The sequence below is a fragment of the Arthrobacter sp. SAFR-179 genome, assembly GCF_059414945.1.
In genome coordinates, this window is record NZ_JBPFDM010000005.1 from 134,164 (window position 1) to 152,917 (window position 18,754).

Genomic DNA, 18,754 nt, shown 5'->3' on the forward strand with positions numbered 1-18,754 from the left:
CACATGCTGCTGATCCCATGCCCCAACTGCGGCCCGCGGGACGAAACCGAATTCCACTACGGTGGCCAGGCCCATGTCCCGTACCCGGAGAACCCGTACGAGCTGAGCGACACCGAATGGTCCCGCTACCTCTTCTACCGCGAGAACCCCAAGGGCATCTTCGCCGAGCGCTGGGTCCACAGCACCGGCTGCCGCCAGTGGTTCAACATGCTCCGCGACACCGTGACCTACGACATCCAGGCCGTCTATCCGATGGGAGTGCCGCGGCCGGACAGCTCCCGCGCCGTCACACCCGATACCGGGACAGCCAGCACCGCCCCTGACAGCACCACCACGGGAAGCGCTGGACCCAGCATTTCCACCACGAGCATCCAGAGCAGCACCGCCCCGGAAGGAGCGACCAAGTGACTTCCCAGAACGCCCGCCTGGCAACCGGCGGCCGCATCGACCGCACCATCTCCTGGCGCTTCACCCTCGACGGCGAGGAGTTCACCGGACACCCCGGTGACACCCTGGCCTCGGCCCTGCTTGCCAACGGCCGCATCGCCGCCGGCAATTCCCTTTACGAGGACCGCGCCCGCGGCATCATGTCCGCCGGGGTGGAGGAAGCCAACGCCCTGGTCCGCGTGGAGGCCCGGTTCCCCGGCCACGTGGCCGAGTCCATGCTCCCCGCCACTACCGTCTCACTGGTGGACGGGCTGCAGGCCACCCTGCTGAACGGGCTGGGCAAGCTGGATCCGGAGGATGACCGCGCGGAGTACGACAAGAAGTATGTCCACACCGACGTCCTGGTGATCGGCGGCGGCCCCGCGGGCCTTGCCGCGGCCCGCGAAGCCGTCCGCACCGGCGCCCGGGTCATGCTGCTCGATGACCAGCCCGAACTCGGCGGCTCGCTGCTCTCCGGTTCCACGGCTCCCGGCCTGGCCGAGACCATCGAGGGCAAGCCGGCCCTGGAATGGGTTGCCGATGTCGAGGCGGAGCTCGTGTCCGGCGCGGAATCGACTGTCCTGAACCGCACCACCGCGTTCGGCGCCTACGACGCCAACTACGTCATCGCCGTCCAGAACCGCACCGACCACCTCACCAGCCCTGCTGCGCCGGGTGTGTCCCGCCAGCGGATTTGGCACATCCGTGCCAACCAGGTGGTCCTGGCCCCCGGCGCGCACGAACGACCCCTGGTGTTCGAGAACAACGACCGTCCCGGCATCATGCTCGCCTCGGCCGTCCGCACCTACCTCAACCGGTACGCGGTGGCCGCCGGAAAGCGCGTGGTCATCAGCACCACCAACGACAGCGCCTACTCTGTGGCAGCGGACCTCGCCGCCGCGGGCGTCAAGGTTGCCGCCGTGGTGGACGCCCGTTCCGCGCTGACCGCCGCGGCAACTGCCGCTGTCGAATCCGGGATCCGGGTGCTGATCGGCAGCGCGGTGGCCAACACCTCCGCCGATTCCGCAGGCCGCCTGGCCGGCGTCACCGTCCGCAGCATTAACGACGACGGCGAACTCACCTCGGGCGTCGAGCAGATCGCCTGCGACCTGCTGGCTGTGTCCGGTGGCTGGAGCCCGCTGGTCCACCTGCACTCGCAGCGGCAGGGCAAGCTGCGCTGGGATGACGAACTGGCCGCCTTCGTGCCCAGCACCGAAGTTCCCAGCCAGCAGACCATCGGCTCTGGCCGCGGCTCCTTCGCCACCGCCGACTGCCTTGCCGAGGGCATCTCCGCCGGCGCAAAGGCGGCCATCGCCGCGGGCTTCGCGTCCGCCGTCGAACCCTCCCCGCTCGCCGAGCCGAAGGCAGCCGCCCCCACCCGCCAGCTCTGGCTGGTGCCGGGGGAGAACGGCACCCCGGACGACTGGCACCACCACTTCGTGGACTTCCAGCGCGACCAGTCCGTAGCCGACGTGCTGCGCTCCACCGGGGCAGGCATGCGTTCCGTGGAGCACATCAAGCGGTACACCTCCATCAGCACCGCCAACGACCAGGGCAAGACCTCCGGCGTCAACGCCATCGGCGTGATCGCGGCGGCCCTCCGTACGGCTGGGGAAGCATCGCGCGGGATCGGCGACATCGGCACCACCACGTACCGTGCACCGTTCACCCCCGTGGCCTTCGCGGCACTGGCCGGACGCCAGCGCGGCGAATTGTTCGACCCCGCCCGCATCACTTCCATCCACCCCTGGCACGTCGCCAAGGGCGCCCTGTTCGAGGACGTTGGACAGTGGAAGCGGCCTTGGTTCTACCCGCAGGACGGGGAGGACATGGACGCCGCCGTGCTGCGCGAATGCGCCGCCGTGCGCGAGTCCGTTGGCTTCATGGACGCCACCACCCTGGGCAAGATCGAAATCCGCGGCAAGGACGCGGGGGAGTTCCTGAACCGGGTCTACACCAACGCGTTCAAGAAGCTCGCCCCGGGTTCGGCACGCTACGGCGTCATGTGCACGCCGGACGGGATGATTTTCGACGACGGCGTGACCCTCCGCGTGGACGATGACACCTACTTCATGACCACCACCACCGGCGGCGCCGCGAAGGTCCTGGACTGGCTGGAGGAATGGCTGCAGACCGAGTGGCCGGAGCTGGATGTGCAGTGCACCTCGGTGACGGAGCAGTGGAGCACCATTGCCGTCGTCGGTCCCAAGTCCCGCGAGGTCATCGCCAAGGTAGCCCCGGAACTGGCAGCCAACGGTGGGCTGGACGCCGAGGCGTTCCCGTTCATGACCTTCCGCGAAACCACCCTTGCCTCCGGCGTGCGCGCCCGGATCTGCCGGATCTCGTTCTCCGGTGAGCTGGCCTACGAAATCAACATTCCGGCCTGGTACGGACTTAACACCTGGGAAGCCGTTGCTGCCGCCGGTGCCGAGTTCAACATCACCCCCTACGGCACGGAAACCATGCACGTGCTCCGCGCCGAAAAGGGCTACCCGATCGTTGGGCAGGACACCGACGGCACCGTCACCCCGCAGGACGCGGGCATGGAGTGGATCGTCTCCAAGGCCAAGGACTTCATCGGCAAGCGCTCCTACTCGCGGGCCGACGCCCAGCGCGAGGACCGCAAGCACCTGGTGAGCGTCCTTCCCGTTGACGGGTCGCTCCGGCTCCCGGAAGGCACGCAGCTGGTGGAAAAGGGCCGCTCCACGAACCCGGCCTACGGGCCGGTGCCGATGGAAGGCTTTGTCACCTCCAGCTACCACAGTGCAGCCCTGGGCAGGTCCTTCGGCCTGGCCCTGATCAAGAACGGCCGCAACCGCATCGGCGAAACGCTGGTGGCCGCCGCCGGCGACCAGCTGGTTGACGTGGTTGTTGCAGAAACAGTGCTTTTTGACCCTGAAGGGACCCGTAAAGATGGCTGAAACAGCAGCATCCCCGATCTCCGCAAAGACCGCCGCAGACAAGAACCTCGCAGCCCGAGTCAGCCCCGCCAAACAGCTCGCCGAAGCGTTCGCGGCCGGTTCCCTGGCCGGCACCGTTGAGCTTTCCGAGCTGCCCTTCCTCACCATGGTGGGGCTCCGGGTTGCCGCAGGCTCGGACGAGGCAACGCGCCTGGCCGCCGTCACCGGCGGCCTTCCCGCCGCGTCCGGCGCCGTGGCAGGCAGCGGCGACACCTCCGTCCTTTGGCTGGGCCCGGGCGAATTCCTGGTGGTGGCACCCACCGAGGCACACGAATCCCTGGGCGGCGGCCTGATCCCCGCACTCCGGGATGCACTGGGCGGCGACGCGGGCCAGGTGGTGGACCTTTCCGCCAACCGGACCACGTTTGAACTGAGCGGCCCCCGGGCCCGCGACGTCCTGGAAAAGGGCAACTCGCTGGACCTGCACCCCCGGGTGTTCAAGGCCGGCACCGCCTTCTCCACGGAGATCGCCAACATCCCGGCCATCCTGTGGAAGACGGGGGAGGAGTCCTTCCGGATCTTCCCCCGCGCATCCTTCGCCGAGTTCCTGGGCCGGTGGCTGCTGGACGCCATGCGGGAGTACGCCTCGCCAGAGGTCCCCTGATGGCGCTCAGCGTCCTTGACCTGTTCTCTGTTGGCATCGGGCCCTCGTCGTCACACACGGTGGGCCCGATGCGGGCGGCCAAGCTCTTCGCGGACGGGTTGAAGGGCGACGGCCAGCTGGCCTCCACGGTGCGCGTCCAGTCGGAACTTTTCGGTTCCCTGGGTGCCACGGGGCGGGGCCACGGCTCGGACAAGGCGGTGGTCCTGGGGCTGCAGGGCCTGGAACCCGAAACGGTGAACACCTTCACGGCGGATGACCAGGTGGCGGCTGCCGCGCTGAACGCCGAACTGCATGTCGCCGGCTCCCACCGGGTGGACTTCAACTGGGAAGAGGACGTGGTGCTCCACCGGCGCAAGTCCCTTCCGGCGCACCCGAACGGGATGACCTTCCGCGCGCTGGACCACACCGGAGCCGTGCTGAGCGAACGGAGCTTCTATTCCATTGGGGGCGGCTTCGTGGTGGACGGCGACGCGGCGGGCGCTGACAAGGTGGTGCCGGATGACACCGTCCTGCCCTATCCGTTCTCCACCGCCGATGAGCTGCTGCAGATCTGCAGCCGGGAAGGCATGTCCATCTCCGACGTCATGCTGGCCAACGAGCTCACCTGGCACAGCGAAGCGGAACTGCGGGAGAAGCTGCTGGGCCTGTGGGCCGTGATGCGCGAATGCGTGGAAAACGGCTGCAACGCCGAAGGCATCCTGCCGGGCGGCCTGAATGTCACCCGGCGGGCGCCGTCACTGTTCCGCACCCTGACCGCCTCGGCGGCTAGCGCCGAAGCCGCGGCAGCAACGCCGTCGCCCGTCCAGGCGCCGGCCGACCCGCTGCTGGCGATGGAATGGGTCAACCTGTTCGCGCTCGCCGTGAACGAGGAGAACGCGGCCGGCGGCCGGATCGTCACCGCGCCCACCAACGGGGCGGCCGGAATCGTGCCGGCCGTGCTGCACTACTACATCAAGTTTGTTCCAGGAGCCGACGACGACGGTGTGGTCCGCTTCCTGCTGGCGGCGGCCGCCGTCGGAATCCTCTTCAAAACTAACGCCTCCATCTCCGGCGCCGAAGTGGGCTGCCAGGGTGAGGTGGGCTCCGCCTGCTCGATGGCCGCGGCCGGGCTCTGCGAAGTGCTCGGCGGAACGCCGGCACAGGTGGAAAACGCCGCAGAGGTGGGGATCGAGCACAATCTGGGCCTCACCTGCGATCCGGTGGGCGGCCTGGTGCAGATCCCGTGCATCGAGCGGAACGCGATCGCCAGTGTGAAGTCGATCAACGCGGCCCGGCTGGCCCTGCATGGGGACGGCAGCCACAAGGTCTCGCTGGACAAGGCGATCAAGACCATGCGCGACACCGGAGCCGACATGAAAACCAAATACAAGGAAACCTCCCGAGGAGGCCTCGCCGTGAATGTGATCGAGTGCTGAGCCATGACTGTTACTGAAACCCATATCCCCGCACTGAAGGCGCCCACCACCGTGGAGCACGTCCTGACCCTTGACTGCCCGGAAGGGCCCGGCATTGTGCATGCCGTCTCCGGTTTCCTGCTGGAGCACGGCTGCGACATCATCGACAACAAGCAGTTCGGTGAACGCTCCGAGGGCCACTTCTTCATGCGCGTGCACTTCGTCTCCGAAGGGGACGAATCCACGCTGGAGCTCCTGCGGTCCTCTTTTACCCCCGTTGCCGGGAAGTTCGGCATGCGGTGGCAGCTGGAACGCCAGGGTTCCAAGCGCAAGGTGCTGATCATGGTGTCCAAATTCGGGCACTGCCTCAACGACCTGCTGTTCCGCGCCCGGATCGGCGAACTGCCCATCGATGTGGTGGCGGTGGTGTCCAACCACCGGGACCACCAGGCACTGGTGGAGTGGCACGGCATCCCGTTCCACCACATCCCGGTCACGGCCGGCACCAAGCCCGAGGCTGAGGCGAAACTCATGGAACTGGTGGACGGGCTGGACGTGGAACTGGTGGTGCTGGCCCGCTACATGCAGGTGCTCAGCGATGAGCTGACCCGGCAGCTGGACGGCCGGGCCATCAACATCCACCACTCGTTCCTGCCCAGCTTCAAGGGTGCCAAGCCCTACCACCAGGCGTACGCACGCGGCGTCAAGACCGTGGGCGCCACGGCACACTACGTCAACGCAGAGCTGGACGAGGGACCCATCATCGCCCAGCAGGTGGTGGAGGTGGACCACACGTACGGACCGGAGGACCTGGTGGCCGCCGGCCGCGACACCGAATGCAAGGCCCTCTCCAACGCCGTGAAATGGCACTGCGAGGGCCGGGTCATCCTGCAGGGCAACCGCACCGTGGTGCTGCGCTAGCCGGATCTAACTGAATACTGCCAGCGCGGCTGGCTGCCCCTTCCGGGGGCGGCCGGCCGCGCTTTGTTGTGCCCACCGGCACTGCGCTGACCGACAACAACTGATCGCTGGCGGACAAAGCTGCAGCGCGGGCCGCTGCCAGGCTGGATCCCACAGCATTTTTCCCGAGCTCATGACCGTTAAGAAGGATCCAATGAGTATTTCTAATTCCGAGACCCGGACCACTGACGCTCCGGCCAAGGAGCATTCCACGGCCCTCCGCGCCGGCAGCATCGGCGTGCTGGGCATCCTGTTCTTTGTTCTGTCCGCCCAGGCGCCCCTGACGGGGATCGTGGGCGCGGCACCGCTCGCGGCAGCGCTGGGCAACGGTGCCGGCGCCCCGGGCGCCTACCTGATTGTCGGCATCGTCATCGTGGTCTTCGCCGTGGGCTTCGTGGCCATGAGCCGGAAGATCCAGGCCAACGGCGCCTTTTATGCCTATGTGACGGCAGCGTTCGGCAGGAGGACCGGCGCCGGCGCGGCCTGGCTGGCCCTGCTGGCCTACAGCACCGTCCAAGCCGCCATGTACGGCCTCTACGGCGCAGCCTTCTCCGGGCTCCTCGCCTCTGCCGGACTCGAAATTCCCTGGTGGCTGCTGTCCCTGGCCACCATGGCCGGCGTCCAGGTGCTGGGCTCCCTCAACATCGAACTCGGCGCCCGCGTCCTGGCCGTCCTGGTGGGACTCGAGGTGGCCATCCTCCTGATGTTCGGGTTCACCGTGCTGTTCCACGGCGGCGGCCCGGAGGGCATCAGCGTTGCCGCTTCCTTCTCCCCGGAAGCCATCGGCGCAGGAGCTCCGGGTGTTGCCATCATGTTCGCGGTGGCTTCCATGTTCGGGTTCGAATCGACCGCCATCTACTCCGCGGAGGCCAAGGATCCGCACCGGACCGTGGCCCGGGCAACCTACCTCTCCGTCGGCGTGATCTCGGTGTTCTTCGCCTTCATCTCCTGGATGCTGGTCAGCTACTACGGGCCCTCGCAGGTGATGGGTGCCGCCGGCGCCGCGCTGGAATCAGGGGACGCCACCTCCTTCGTCATGGGTCCGCTGGTGGACCTGTTCGGCCCCTGGGCTGGCATCGTGGCCGGCATCCTCCTGGTCACCTCGCTGCTCGCCGGGATCATCGCGTTCCACAACGGCATCAACCGCTACCTGCACTCCCTGGCGCTGCGCGGTTCCATGCCCGCCGTCCTGGCCCGGACCAACCGGCACCGGGCACCTGCCGTTGCAGCCTGGGTCCAGTCCGCCACCGCCGTCGTGCTGGTGGTGCCCTTCGCCATCCTGGCGCTGGACCCCGTGCTGACCCTGTTCTCCTGGTTCAGCGGCCTGGCAGTGGCGGCGCTGCTGGTGCTGTACATGCTGTGCTCGGCGGCCGTCGTGGCGTTCTTCCGGCGGGAACGTGCGGGTGCGCTCCTCTGGCAAACCCGCGTGGCTCCCATCCTGGCGGTGATCCTGTTGGCCTGGGTCCTGTACCTGGTGGTCAGCAACTTCACGGCCCTCATTGGCGGCAGCGCGGAGACCGCCGCGGCCCTCCTGGTGGCTGTCCCGGCGGTCTTCCTGGCCGGTGTGCTCGTGGAGTCGGTAATCCAGCGCCGGCTCCACGTCGCCGCCCTGGGCCACGCGCTTACTTAGCCGGCAACGGATCTCCGGCACGGGCCCGGCGTGGAACCTTCGGTCCGCGCCGGGCCAGTGTGCGTGCTGCCATGAACAGGCCGGCCAGGAGCAGCGCAGCCGGCCAGGCGGCGGCAGCCGAACGGGGCCAGAGTCCGGCCAGGCCGAGAACCGCCGGAACTGTGGCGGACGCCTGGCTGGTGAGCACCAGCGCCCAGCCGGTGAAAGGTCCCAGCCGCGCTGCGCCGAGGGCCATGCCGGCAAACAGCAGTGCCCACAGCACCGACCAGCACAGCCAAAGAACCGCCAGCAGCGGGTCCGGGCCCAGCCAGGCGGCCGCCAGCAGCAGCCCGCAGAAGGCCACCATCCCGCAGAACCAGCCCAGGCCGCGGCCCCCGAGTGCCAGCAGCAGGTCCAGGCCTGAGTACAGGTACGTCACCCCGAAGAGGAACATGCCGGCCGCCGTCAGGAGCGCCGCCGGGGATTCCCCTGATGTGGAGACATGGACGACGCCGAGCGCCAGCTGGGTGCCTCCGACCACCAGGCTGAACACCGCGGCGTCGCGGCGGGGAAGGTGCCCCAGGGTGGCGAGGCCGTTGACCAGCAGCGCCGCGCCGGAGAGGAGGAGACAGATATACGGCATCAGGGTGTCCCCACTGCGCGGGCCGAGGGAAAAAATCTCATAAACCGGAATTGTGCTGTCACAATACGGAGATTAGTGCAGATGCGAGTGCCCGGCTAACGGTGCCCAGTCGCAATCCGATAGGTTGAAGTGTAAACCTATCGGGGCGACGTTGCCTGCTGGCGGCCGCTCCCATCCCGGCTCCACGTAAGGAATATATTTATGGATGCACGGCTGGAAGCCATCAGGGACACGGTCCTGGCGCGGAACCCCGGCGAAGCGGAATTCCACCAGGCGGTGGTGGAGGTCTTCGAAAGCCTGGGCCCCGTGCATGACCGCCACCCAGAATTCCTCGAAGCCGCCATCCTGGAGCGCCTCTGCGAGCCGGAGCGCCAGATCATCTTCCGGGTCCCGTGGACGGACGACTCCGGCCGCGTGCGGATCAACCGCGGCTTCCGGGTGGAGTTCAACTCCGCCCTGGGGCCCTACAAGGGCGGCCTCCGCTTCCACCCGTCCGTGTACCTCGGCATCGTCAAGTTCCTCGGTTTCGAGCAGATCTTCAAGAATGCCCTGACCGGCATGCCGATTGGCGGCGGCAAGGGCGGTTCCGACTTCGATCCCCGCGGCCGCAGTGACGCCGAAGTCATGCGGTTCTGCCAGTCCTTCATGACCGAGCTGTACCGCCACATCGGCGAATACACCGATGTTCCCGCCGGCGACATTGGCGTGGGCGGGCGCGAGATCGGTTACCTCTTTGGCCAGTACAAGCGGATCACCAACCGTTACGAATCCGGGGTCCTCACCGGCAAGGGCATCTCCTGGGGCGGCTCACTGGTGCGGCCCGAAGCGACAGGATTCGGCACCGTGATCTTCACCGAGCAGATGCTGCGGACCCGGGGCACGTCCTTTGACGGCCAGCGCGTGGTGGTGTCCGGCTCCGGCAACGTGGCCATCAACGCCATCGCCAAGGCGCAAGCACTCGGCGCCACCGTGGTGGCCTGCTCGGATTCCTCCGGTTACGTGGTGGACGAGGCGGGCATCGACGTTGCCCTGCTCCGCGAGGTGAAGGAGGTGCAGCGGGCGCGGCTCAAGGACTACGCCGAACGGCGGGGCGGCGTTGCCTATGTGGACGGCGGCTCGGTCTGGGACGTGGATGCTTCCGTGGCGCTGCCGTGCGCCACCCAGAATGAGCTCGACGGCGGTGCTGCCGCCCGGCTGGTCCGGGGCGGTCTGGTGGCCGTCGGGGAAGGTGCCAACATGCCCTGCACGCGCGACGCCGTCTCGGTGTTCCAGGAGGCGGGGGTGCTGTTCGGCCCGGGCAAGGCGGCGAACGCGGGAGGCGTGGCCACCTCCGCCCTGGAAATGCAGCAAAACGCCAGCCGGGACTCCTGGACCTTCGAACACACCGAGGCGCGGCTGACCGACATCATGGTGGGCATCCACGACCGGTGCGCGGCAACGGCCGCGGAATACGGCGAGCCGGGCAACTACGTACTCGGCGCCAACATCGGCGGTTTCGTCAAGGTGGCAGATGCCATGCTGGCCCAGGGTCTGATCTAGCGGCGGCTTCTGCGGAGGCTCTGATCTAGCTGCCGCGGCGCCACTGGGTGGGGGAGACGCCAAAGGCGTCCCGGAACGTCCGGCTGAAGTGGGCGGCGTCCAGGAATCCCCAGGCGGCGGCCACGGCACCTACGGACTTTCCGGCATGCAGCGGATCGCGCAGGTCGCGGCGGGCCCCGTCCAGCCGTTGGCTCCGGATGAAGCCGGCAACGGTGCTGCCCGACTCGTGAAAGACATTGTGCAGGTGCCGGGTGGAGATGAAGTGCGCAGCGGCGATGCCGGCCGGCGACAGCAGCGGATCGGAGAGGTTGGCCTCGATATACTCGCGGATCGATACGGCCAGGAGTGCCTGGGGCTTCATCCTGTCCGGCGAAATGTCCATTTCCGCATGCAGCATGGTGGACACCAGGTCCAGCGCGTTCGTGGCGAGCCTTGATCCGCTGGGGCCGTTCAGGACATCCAGGTTTGCCGACAGCTCCCGGATGAACTGGCCCACGATCCCGCTGAGGCCCCCACTGCCCATCCGCACGGCCGCAAGCTGGCCCACGTAGTCCGCGGGCAGCGACAGGGCGTCGCAGGGGAACATGAGCACCATGATCCGGGTCTGGTCCTCGAAAGCCAGGGTGTAGGGGCGGTTGGTGTCGTAGATGGCCAGGTCCCCGGGCTGAAGCACGGCTTCCCGGTTGTCCTGGATCAGCAGGCCGGTTCCTTCCAGCTGCAGGTTCAGCTTGAAGTAGCGCTCGTGGGCCTGGGCGATCAGTGCCGGGGTGCGGTGCACCTCGTGGGAGGTGGCGGTGACTTCAACGATGGACATCCGGTCCAGCACGCGCGAACGCATCTGTCCGCGGAAGCCCTCCACGTCATCGGTCCGTGCCGTGAGGGGCACGAAGGATTCGGCCACCAGGTGCTTCCAGTGGTCGAAGGAGCCGGCCACCCTGGAGGTGAGGTCCTGGGGCGCCTGCCGGGACGACGTCCGGGTTGGAGTTGTTGGTGGCATGGATCTTCCTCGTAACGGAATGCAACTCGACGTTCCCCCGCACTGTGTCCTGCGACACAGTAAGTTCAGGTTAGTGCCACTACCGTCTTTTTTCAACGGTTGGCGAAAATAAAACCGGGGCCAACTTCTTTCCGGGCTGATCCACTAGCCCCGCCGCCCCTGAGCCAGGACATAGTCTGGGGCCATGACGGACATCAGAAGCAACTGGCACCGGCGGCACAAGGAAGGCCTCACCGCCGGTGAGAGGGCCGCGGATACCCTCCGGAACGGGATGGGCAGCTGGCCCTTCGTGGGCATCTTCCTGGCGTTCATGGCGGCGTGGGCTGCGCTGAACAGCTATGTCCTCGCAGCCAACGCGTGGGATCCCTATCCCTACATCCTCCTGAATCTCTTCCTGTCCATGCTGGCCGGCCTGCAGGGGGCCATCCTTTTGATCGCGGCCAAGCGCCAGGACGCAATCGCCTCGGCCATGGCTCAGCATGACTACGAGACGGATGTGCGCGCCGCGGCGCACATCGAGATGCTCATGAACATCAACGCTGAACAACTGAAGCTGCTGCAGGAACTGCGGGACATGCGCGGCCAGGTCCAGGCCGGCACTGTGGGGGAGCAGCGGCCCTGAACGCGACAATGGGTGCAACTCCGGCTGGAGCTGCACCCATTATGCGAGCGTCGACTAGTCCTTCTTGAAGGCATCCTTGACGTGCTCGCCGGCCTGCTTGAGGTCCGACTTCGACTGGTCCGTCTGGCCTTCGGCCTTCAGGCTCTCATCGCCCGTGGCGTTGCCGGCAGCTTCCTTGCCCTTGCCGCCGAGCTTCTCTGCTGCGTTACCGATCTTGTCATCCAAACCCATGGAGATGCTCCTTACAGTTCGTGCTCGCTCCGGCGTGAACCAGAACCTGACCCCTCAATAGTAAGCATACTTTCGAGTTTGGTGCCTATTTACCGCCGGGAATTTTGCCCAGAAGGGCGAGGTAGCCCTCCAGTTGCGCCGCGTGGCCGAAGTCCGTCCGGCCTTCCGGCGCAAGCGCCGCTTCGATCTGCGCGCCCAGCAGCATGTTCAGCAGTTGGCCTGCCAGGACATGGTTGTCGACGGCCGCAGTCACGTCCCCGCTGTCCCTCGCCTCCTGCAGGTGCCGGCGGATGGCGGCCAGCCATTCGTCCATGGAACGTTGGTGGACCCCGGCCTTCTGGGCGTCATTCACGGCCCTTTGCCAGAACGGGATGACGATCCGCGCCTCGTTGATGCGTTCCTCATCGAGGGGCAGTACTTCAAGGCAAAAGGCCCGCAGGGCAGCCAGGCCGGATTTGCCTTCAGTTACCTCGGCAATGCGCTGGTTGGTGCGGTTGAAGACGTGGCTGAAGGCGAACTCCAGCAGGGTGTCCTTGGTGGGGAAATAGGGCTTCAGGGCGCCGTTGGCAAAGCCGGCCTCCATGGCGATCTCTCGCATGGTGGCGCCTTCCAGCCCCTGTCGGGCAATGATCCGCCAGGTGGCATCCACCAGTTCCAGGCGCCGCTCGTCATGGTCAACAATCTTGGGCACTGTGGCCACTCCCCGGAAAATATTTTGGTCCTGACTCTTGTGAGCCATGTTACGTACGTTTATTCTCTACAACTATAGAAAATAAACGCCAGCGGCCAAAAACGGCCCGGACAAAGGTTGAACCCGTGACGCTTGCTCCAACTGAAACTGCCTCCGCATACGGACTGGCAACCGCCGCTGAAATCCTGCAGGTGCGGTCCATCCTGCAGGAAGAAGGCCACCTGGGTCCGCAGCACCGTATCGCTTACCTGGGCCTGCAGGACCCGCCCCGCGGCTCCGATCCCGGGGCGGCGGACCGCCGCTTCCGGGTGTTCATCCACGATGTCTCCGGCGCTGCCCCACACGACGTCCTTGTCTCCGTCACGCACCAAAGGGTGGACTCCGCCGTCGAACTGGACACAGCGGTGACCGGAGAACTGCCGGTCCTGGAGGAGGAATTCGAGGTGGTGGAAACCCTCCTGGCCGCCGATGACCGCTGGCTCAAGGCGCTCGCGGACCGTGGACTCGCCGTCGAAAAAGTTCGCGTGGCCCCGCTCTCCGCCGGTGTCTTCGAATATGCCGAAGAGAAGGGCCGGCGGATCCTGCGCGGGCTGGCATTCGTCCAGGAGTTCCCCCAGGACAGCGCGTGGGCGCACCCCGTGGACGGGCTGGTGGCCTACGTGGATGTGGTCAGCAAAGAGGTCACGCAGGTGATCGACCTGGGCGTGATGCCCATCCCTGCCGAACACGGCAACTACACGGACCCGGAACTGACCGGGCCGCTGCGCACCACCCAAAAGCCCATCAGCATCACCCAGCCCGAAGGTCCCAGCTTCACCGTCACCGGCGGCAACCACGTGGAGTGGGAAAAGTGGAGTGTCGACGTCGGCTTCGATGTCCGTGAAGGCGTGGTCCTCCACAACCTCGGCTTCCGTGACGGGGACCGGGTGCGGCCCATCATCAACCGCGCCTCCATCGCCGAGATGGTGGTCCCGTACGGTGACCCTTCACCCATCCGGTCCTGGCAGAACTACTTCGACACCGGCGAATACCTGGTGGGCCAGTACGCCAACTCACTGGAACTGGGCTGCGACTGCCTTGGCGACATCACGTACCTGAGCCCCGTCATCTCCGACGCGTTCGGCAACCCCCGGGAAATCCGCAACGGGATCTGCATGCACGAGGAGGACTGGAGCATCCTGTCCAAGCACTCGGACCTGTGGAGCGGCGTCACCTACACCCGCCGCAACCGTCGCCTGGTCATCTCCTTCTTCACCACCATCGGCAACTACGATTACGGCTTCTACTGGTACCTGTACCTGGACGGCACCATCGAATTCGAGGCCAAAGCCACGGGAATCGTCTTTACGTCCGCCTTCCCGGAAGACGGCTCGGACAACATCTCCCAACTGGCCCCCGGCCTGGGCGCGCCCTTCCACCAGCACCTCTTCAGCGCCCGGCTGGACATGGCCATCGACGGGTTCACCAACCGGGTGGAGGAAGAGGACGTGGTCCGCCAGGCGATGGGCCCCGGCAATGAGCGCGGCAACGCCTTCTCCCGCAAGCGCACCGTCCTGGCCCGTGAATCCGGGGCAGTCCGCGAGGCTGATGCCCGCAGCGGCCGGACGTGGATCATCTCCAACCCCGAATCCCGCAACCGGCTGGGCGAGCCGGTGGGCTACAAGCTGCACTCCCACAACCAGCCCACGCTGCTGGCGGACCCGGACTCGTCCATTGCGCGCCGGGCCGCGTTCGCCACCAAGGATCTCTGGGTGACCCGCTACGCCGAGGACGAGCGCTACCCCACGGGCGACTTCGTGAACCAGCATGCCGGGGGAGCGGGGCTGCCGGCCTACGTGGCGCAGGACCGGGACATCGACGGGCAGGACATCGTGGTGTGGCACACCTTTGGCCTGACCCACTTCCCGCGGGTGGAGGACTGGCCCATCATGCCGGTGGACACCGTGGGCTTCAAGCTCCGCCCCGAGGGCTTCTTCGACCGCAGCCCGGTCCTGGATGTTCCGGCCAATCCCAACAAGCAGGCCGCGGCCTGCCATACCGAGGGTGGCAGCGGTGGCTCCTGCCACTAGCCTCGCCCGGGACAGGGCAGGGAGTACGACGGCGGCAGGACGGCCCGGTGCCAAGGGGCCGGTCCTGCATTCCCGGCTGGTCGCCGTGGTCACCGCCGCGGGCTGCGCTGCGCACCTGTGGCTGGGCGCAGCCGGGCGCCACGGCGTTTGGCTGAGCGTGCTCATGCTGGCGCTTGCCGCCGTCTGCCTGCCCTGCGCGGTGCACATCTGGCGACACAGCCGTGTGGGCGCCCTGCACCAGGTCACGGTTGCTGCCGTGGGCATGGCTGTCGTGCATGCCGCCCTCCTGCTCGGCGCCGGCGGTGCCGGGCACGCACATGGTGCGCGGCCGCCGTCGTCCGCTGCCGGTGCAAACGGCGCCCCGGAACTGCTGCTGGTCATCGCGCTGGAACTGGTTACTGCCCTGCTGGCCGCCTCGCTGCTGTCACGGCTGCGGCGTGGGCCAGCCTAGGCGACCTCACCCCGCGGAGACTCCCAGGGGCCGCGCGACGTGCAGCCGCTCATGCTCCACAAGCCACTGGATGGATTCGAAGACGGCCTGCTCCGGTTCGTACCGCGGCGCGTACCCCAGCACGGACGCGGCCTTCTCAATGCTGAAGCAGTGGCTGCGGTAGAGGTGCTCCCAGCTGGAGTCGGCATACTCGCGGGAGGTGTTTTCGCGGAAGCGGTCCCAGGTCACCGTCTCCAGGACGGCGGCGTGCCCGAACCAGGCGGCCGCGATGTCGGCGTACCCGCGGACGGTCAGCGCCGTGGGGGCAACGATGTTGAAGTCCTCGCCGGCGGCTGCCTCGCGGTGTGTGAGGGCCTTTTCGAAAGCCTGGGCGACGTCGTCGGCGTGCACGTGGTGCATCAGTTCCGCGCCGCTGCCGGGGATCCGAAGGGGTTGGCCGGCGGAGAGTGCCTGCCAGACGGCGGGGTCCAGGTTTCCGAGCGGGCCGACCGGGTGCCATCCCGGTCCGACGATGTGGCCGGGATGCAGCGAGGTGGTTGCAAGGCCACCGCTGGCGGTCTCCTCCTGCAGCATCACCGCGATGCGGTTCTTCTGGACGCCGTACTCACCAAAGGGCTCGGCCGCTGAATCAGAGCCTTCCCGGATGGGCAGCTTAAGGCTTTGCCCGTAGCGCCAGATGGAGCCGCAGTGCAACAGGTGCCCCACCTCCCCGCGCAAGCGGTGCACCAGTGACGCCGCAGATTCGAGGGTGAAGCAGACCAGGTCCACCACCGCGTCCGGCTTCAGCCCGGCCACCCGGTCCCCGAACGTTCCGTCCCGGTCTTCCGCCTGCCGGTCCGCGGTGACCTGGTGGACCTGCTGCCATTCGGGCGAGTCGATGTAGGGCTTGCTGGTGCCGCGACTGATGGAGGTGACCTCGTGGCCTGCCCGGACCAGCCTCGGGACCAGGAACGAACCGATGTGGCCGCTGCCGCCGATGACGGTGACTTTCATTGCTCTCCGATCGTTGTGTTCCCTCAACCGTAGGGCCGCCGGCACAGGAAAGGGAGGTCCTGGCGGGCCTCCCTTTCCTGCTGGTTCGCCTTGGTCTTCTGCGTGATCAGGCGGGCTTGGCGTACTCGGCTGCACTCATGACTTCATAGCCAACGAACGTTTCGTCGTTTTCTACCCAGGCGTCGTGCCCGGCCGGGATGGAATAGGCGTCGCCGGCATGGATGGTCTTCCGCGTTCCATCATTGAGCTGCACTGTCAGGGTGCCGGACGTGCAGAAGCCCAGGTGGTTGTTCTGGCAGCTGTCCGTGTGGACCACGGTCTTGACGGTTTCAGACCAGCGCCAGCCGGGCTCAAAGGTGAAGCGGCCCAGGGTGGCGCCGCCAATGTTGACCACATCCACCTCGGTCTTGGGCGGGCGGCGCTTCTCATCGGGTTCGTTGAAGGATTTGGATTCGAGGTTCGTGACCGTTACTGCAGGCATTTCTGGCTCCCGGTAAGGAGTGGTTGTTAATTCATCCGGCGGGCCGGGGCGGCGCCGGGAGGTAGTCCGCCAGGGAGGGTGTGCCCGTCCAGAACCTGCCGAACCGCGTGCGCGACGCTCTCAATGTGCTCCCGGCCGGACCCGATGTCAATGATGCATTTGCTCCTGGAACCACTCCCGGGCAGGGTTGGTCACTTCGGGGACTGAACGGTCCAGATCCGGCTGCGCCGCCCACTTCACCCCGTTGGCCAGCACCCGCTGGATCTGCGGGTGGTGGTACACGGGGTACTCCTGGTCACCCGGGCTGAAGTAGAAAATGCGGCCCTTGCCGCGGGTGAAGGTGACGCCGGAGCGGAACACCTCGCCGCCGGCAAAGGAGCTGATGAAGATCAGGTCGTCCGGATCCGGGATGTCGAACAGTTCCCCATACATCTCCTGCTCGGGGATGACGATGGGGCTGTCCACGCCCTCGGCGATGGGGTGCGATGGCTTGACGGTCCACACCAGCTCGCGCTCGCCGTCATTGCGCCAGGCCAGGGAGCAGCTGGTGCCCAGGAGTTTGGTGAAGATCTTCGCGAAGTGTCCGGAATGGAGCACGATCAGCCCCATTCCGCCGAGCACGTGCCGGTGGACGCGTTCGACGACGGCGTCGCTCACCTCGGCGTGGGCCATGTGGCCCCACCAGAGCAGGACGTCCGTCTCAGCGAGCACCTCCTCGTCAAGGCCGTGCTCGTCGTCGGTGGCCAGGACCGCCGTCGTGATCTCTGCATCCGGAAGGTAGGAACGAAGGCCTGCGGCGATGGCGCCGTGGATGCCTTCCGGGTAGATCTCCCCGATGTGGGAGGGCTCGTTGATGGCCTCGTGGACGCCCTCGTTCCACACCCGGATCCTCAGTTTGCCGTTCATTAAAGTCGAACCTCCCTCTGCTCCAGCGCGGACTGGTAGCACGCGTCAATGATCTGTGCACGGTACAGGGCCAGGGAGCCGTCGTGCCCGGCCCACACTGTTTCGCCGCCGCGCACCGCCGTTACGAAGTCTTCCACCACTGCGTCATGGGCGCGGCCCGGCAGCACGGTTGGCACGTAATCGGCGGATTCGCCCTCCTTATCGGTGAAGACCCTTAGCTGGCCTACCGGCGGGAACGGTGCGCCCTTCACCTTGAGTTCTGCACCGCCGTCGGTGCCGTAAACGGTGAAATCGAGCAGGTCATCCGTCTCCCGGTAGGTGGCCCAGCCTGCCTCGATGAGCAGTGTCCCGCCGCCTTCAAGCCGGAGGAACGCTGAGGCAAAGTCCTCCACCTCGAACGCGTGGCTGGTGGCCTGCGCCGAGTACCGGTTTCCGCCGCCCCTGCCCTGCGGGCCCAGCTCCGAGTGCGTCGCGGCGGAGACCGCCACCACCTTCGGTTCGCCGAGGAGGTGCAGGGCGTAGTCCAGCGCGTGCACGCCAATGTCCGCCAGCGGTCCGCCGCCGGCGAGTTCCGGGTTGGTGAACCAGCTGCCCAGGGTGGGGATGCCGGAGCGGCGCAGCCAGGACGCCTTGGCATAGTAGGGCCGGCCCAGCCCGCCGTCGTCGATCACTTCCTTGAGGGCCTGGATGTCGCCGCGGCGCCGGTGGTTGAAGGCGACGTCCAGGACGCGTCCGGCCTTCCGGGCTGCGTCCACCATGGCCTGGCCCTCGACAGCGTTGCGCGCGATGGGCTTCTCGCTCAGCACGTGGATTCCCCGCTCTAAAGCGGCGATGGCGATGGGGGCGTGGAGGAAGGTGGGCACTGCCACGCTGATGGCGTCCAGGCCGCCGTGGTCCAGCATCTCTTCCCAACCGGCAAAGCCGTGGGGAATGGAAAACTCGGCCTCCAGCGAGTCACGGAGTTCCTGTTCCATTCCTGCCACCGACACGATGCGGACGCCGTCCAGCTCGGAATAGGCTTTCAGGTGCTGCTGGCCGGCCCAGCCGATGCCGACCACGCCCACCCGCAGTTCCCGGGGCTTGTCTGCGGGCGTGGGTGCCTGCCGGGCGATGGGCTGCTCGTTGTTCAAAGGGGTGCTTCCTTTTCCATGTGGGGGTCCGGGTAGAGGTCTGCTGGA

The 18,754-nt window shown here is 66.9% G+C and carries 18 protein-coding genes; 10 read left to right on the top strand and 8 right to left on the bottom strand.

The features are described 5' to 3' along the window. Positions 1 to 3: 3 nt before the first annotated feature. From ACR65K_RS10780 to ACR65K_RS10805, 6 genes are all read left to right on the top strand, one after another. A complete protein-coding gene (locus ACR65K_RS10780; protein WP_440152755.1) occupies positions 4 to 408 on the top strand; it encodes a sarcosine oxidase subunit delta in 405 nt (134 codons plus the stop codon). Then, positions 405 to 3,347 carry a sarcosine oxidase subunit alpha family protein gene (locus ACR65K_RS10785; protein ID WP_440152757.1) on the top strand — a complete coding sequence of 981 codons (2,943 nt, stop codon included), beginning with the start codon at positions 405 to 407 and terminating at the stop codon, positions 3,345 to 3,347. The genes ACR65K_RS10780 and ACR65K_RS10785 overlap by 4 nt, the downstream gene beginning before the upstream one ends. After that, entirely contained in the window at positions 3,340 to 3,990 is a 651-nt protein-coding gene (locus tag ACR65K_RS10790; protein WP_440152758.1) for a sarcosine oxidase subunit gamma, read from the top strand. Before ACR65K_RS10785 ends, ACR65K_RS10790 begins: the two co-directional genes overlap by 8 nt. Then, positions 3,990 to 5,405: an L-serine ammonia-lyase gene (locus ACR65K_RS10795; protein ID WP_440152760.1), complete on the top strand. Its 1,416-nt coding sequence runs from the start codon at positions 3,990 to 3,992 to the stop codon at positions 5,403 to 5,405. Before ACR65K_RS10790 ends, ACR65K_RS10795 begins: the two co-directional genes overlap by 1 nt. A 3-nt stretch (positions 5,406 to 5,408) precedes the next feature. Further along, positions 5,409 to 6,305 carry a formyltetrahydrofolate deformylase gene (purU, locus tag ACR65K_RS10800; RefSeq protein WP_440152761.1) on the top strand — a complete coding sequence of 299 codons (897 nt, stop codon included), beginning with the start codon at positions 5,409 to 5,411 and terminating at the stop codon, positions 6,303 to 6,305. Positions 6,306 to 6,498: 193 nt separating this feature from the next. Further along, positions 6,499 to 7,974, top strand: coding sequence for an APC family permease (locus ACR65K_RS10805; RefSeq protein ID WP_440152762.1), 1,476 nt, complete (start codon positions 6,499 to 6,501; stop codon positions 7,972 to 7,974). Here the strand turns inward: ACR65K_RS10805 and ACR65K_RS10810 are convergent. Continuing rightward, positions 7,967 to 8,596, bottom strand: a complete 630-nt coding sequence (locus ACR65K_RS10810; RefSeq protein ID WP_440152764.1) for an AmiS/UreI family transporter — start codon at positions 8,594 to 8,596, stop codon at positions 7,967 to 7,969. The genes ACR65K_RS10805 and ACR65K_RS10810 overlap by 8 nt on opposite strands. Before the next feature lie 201 nt (positions 8,597 to 8,797). On the opposite strand from ACR65K_RS10810, the gene gdhA reads away from it, so the two are divergent. Beyond that, complete coding sequence (gene gdhA / locus ACR65K_RS10815) at positions 8,798 to 10,135, top strand: NADP-specific glutamate dehydrogenase (RefSeq protein WP_056330987.1); 1,338 nt, start codon at positions 8,798 to 8,800, stop codon at positions 10,133 to 10,135. A 25-nt stretch (positions 10,136 to 10,160) separates the two neighbouring features. Here the strand turns inward: gdhA and ACR65K_RS10820 are convergent, their stop codons facing one another. Next, positions 10,161 to 11,132 carry an AraC-like ligand-binding domain-containing protein gene (locus ACR65K_RS10820; protein ID WP_056330985.1) on the bottom strand — a complete coding sequence of 324 codons (972 nt, stop codon included), beginning with the start codon at positions 11,130 to 11,132 and terminating at the stop codon, positions 10,161 to 10,163. Between the two features lie 184 nt (positions 11,133 to 11,316). Between ACR65K_RS10820 and ACR65K_RS10825 the strand changes: the two genes are divergently transcribed. Beyond that, positions 11,317 to 11,754 (top strand): DUF1003 domain-containing protein, encoded by a 438-nt coding sequence (locus ACR65K_RS10825; RefSeq protein ID WP_056330982.1) that lies wholly within the window; start codon positions 11,317 to 11,319, stop codon positions 11,752 to 11,754. A gap of 54 nt (positions 11,755 to 11,808) precedes the next feature. Here the strand turns inward: ACR65K_RS10825 and ACR65K_RS10830 are convergent, their stop codons facing one another. Both ACR65K_RS10830 and ACR65K_RS10835 read right to left on the bottom strand, forming a co-directional pair. Further along, positions 11,809 to 11,985 carry a CsbD family protein gene (locus ACR65K_RS10830; protein ID WP_056330981.1) on the bottom strand — a complete coding sequence of 59 codons (177 nt, stop codon included), beginning with the start codon at positions 11,983 to 11,985 and terminating at the stop codon, positions 11,809 to 11,811. A gap of 85 nt (positions 11,986 to 12,070) precedes the next feature. Then, positions 12,071 to 12,676, bottom strand: a complete 606-nt coding sequence (locus ACR65K_RS10835; protein WP_440152767.1) for a TetR/AcrR family transcriptional regulator — start codon at positions 12,674 to 12,676, stop codon at positions 12,071 to 12,073. A 125-nt stretch (positions 12,677 to 12,801) separates the two neighbouring features. On the opposite strand from ACR65K_RS10835, the gene ACR65K_RS10840 reads away from it, so the two are divergent. Together ACR65K_RS10840 and ACR65K_RS10845 are read left to right on the top strand one after the other, a co-directional pair. After that, the gene (locus ACR65K_RS10840; protein ID WP_440152769.1) at positions 12,802 to 14,745 is read left to right on the top strand and encodes a primary-amine oxidase; all 1,944 of its coding nucleotides are present in this window, start codon (positions 12,802 to 12,804) and stop codon (positions 14,743 to 14,745) included. Then, entirely contained in the window at positions 14,729 to 15,196 is a 468-nt protein-coding gene (locus ACR65K_RS10845; protein ID WP_440152770.1) for a hypothetical protein, read from the top strand. The genes ACR65K_RS10840 and ACR65K_RS10845 overlap by 17 nt, the downstream gene beginning before the upstream one ends. 6 nt (positions 15,197 to 15,202) lie before the next feature. Here ACR65K_RS10845 and ACR65K_RS10850 read toward each other — a convergent pair whose 3' ends face one another. The 4 genes from ACR65K_RS10850 to ACR65K_RS10865 form a co-directional block, all read right to left on the bottom strand. Then, complete coding sequence (locus ACR65K_RS10850) at positions 15,203 to 16,189, bottom strand: NAD-dependent epimerase/dehydratase family protein (protein WP_440152772.1); 987 nt, start codon at positions 16,187 to 16,189, stop codon at positions 15,203 to 15,205. Positions 16,190 to 16,295: 106 nt separating this feature from the next. Next, positions 16,296 to 16,670 (bottom strand): cupin domain-containing protein, encoded by a 375-nt coding sequence (locus ACR65K_RS10855; protein ID WP_440152774.1) that lies wholly within the window; start codon positions 16,668 to 16,670, stop codon positions 16,296 to 16,298. Positions 16,671 to 16,817: 147 nt separating this feature from the next. Next, positions 16,818 to 17,576, bottom strand: a complete 759-nt coding sequence (locus tag ACR65K_RS10860) for a ThuA domain-containing protein (RefSeq protein WP_440152776.1) — start codon at positions 17,574 to 17,576, stop codon at positions 16,818 to 16,820. Next, positions 17,576 to 18,706, bottom strand: coding sequence for a Gfo/Idh/MocA family protein (locus tag ACR65K_RS10865; protein WP_440152777.1), 1,131 nt, complete (start codon positions 18,704 to 18,706; stop codon positions 17,576 to 17,578). The genes ACR65K_RS10860 and ACR65K_RS10865 overlap by 1 nt, the downstream gene beginning before the upstream one ends. Positions 18,707 to 18,754: the final 48 nt, after the last annotated feature.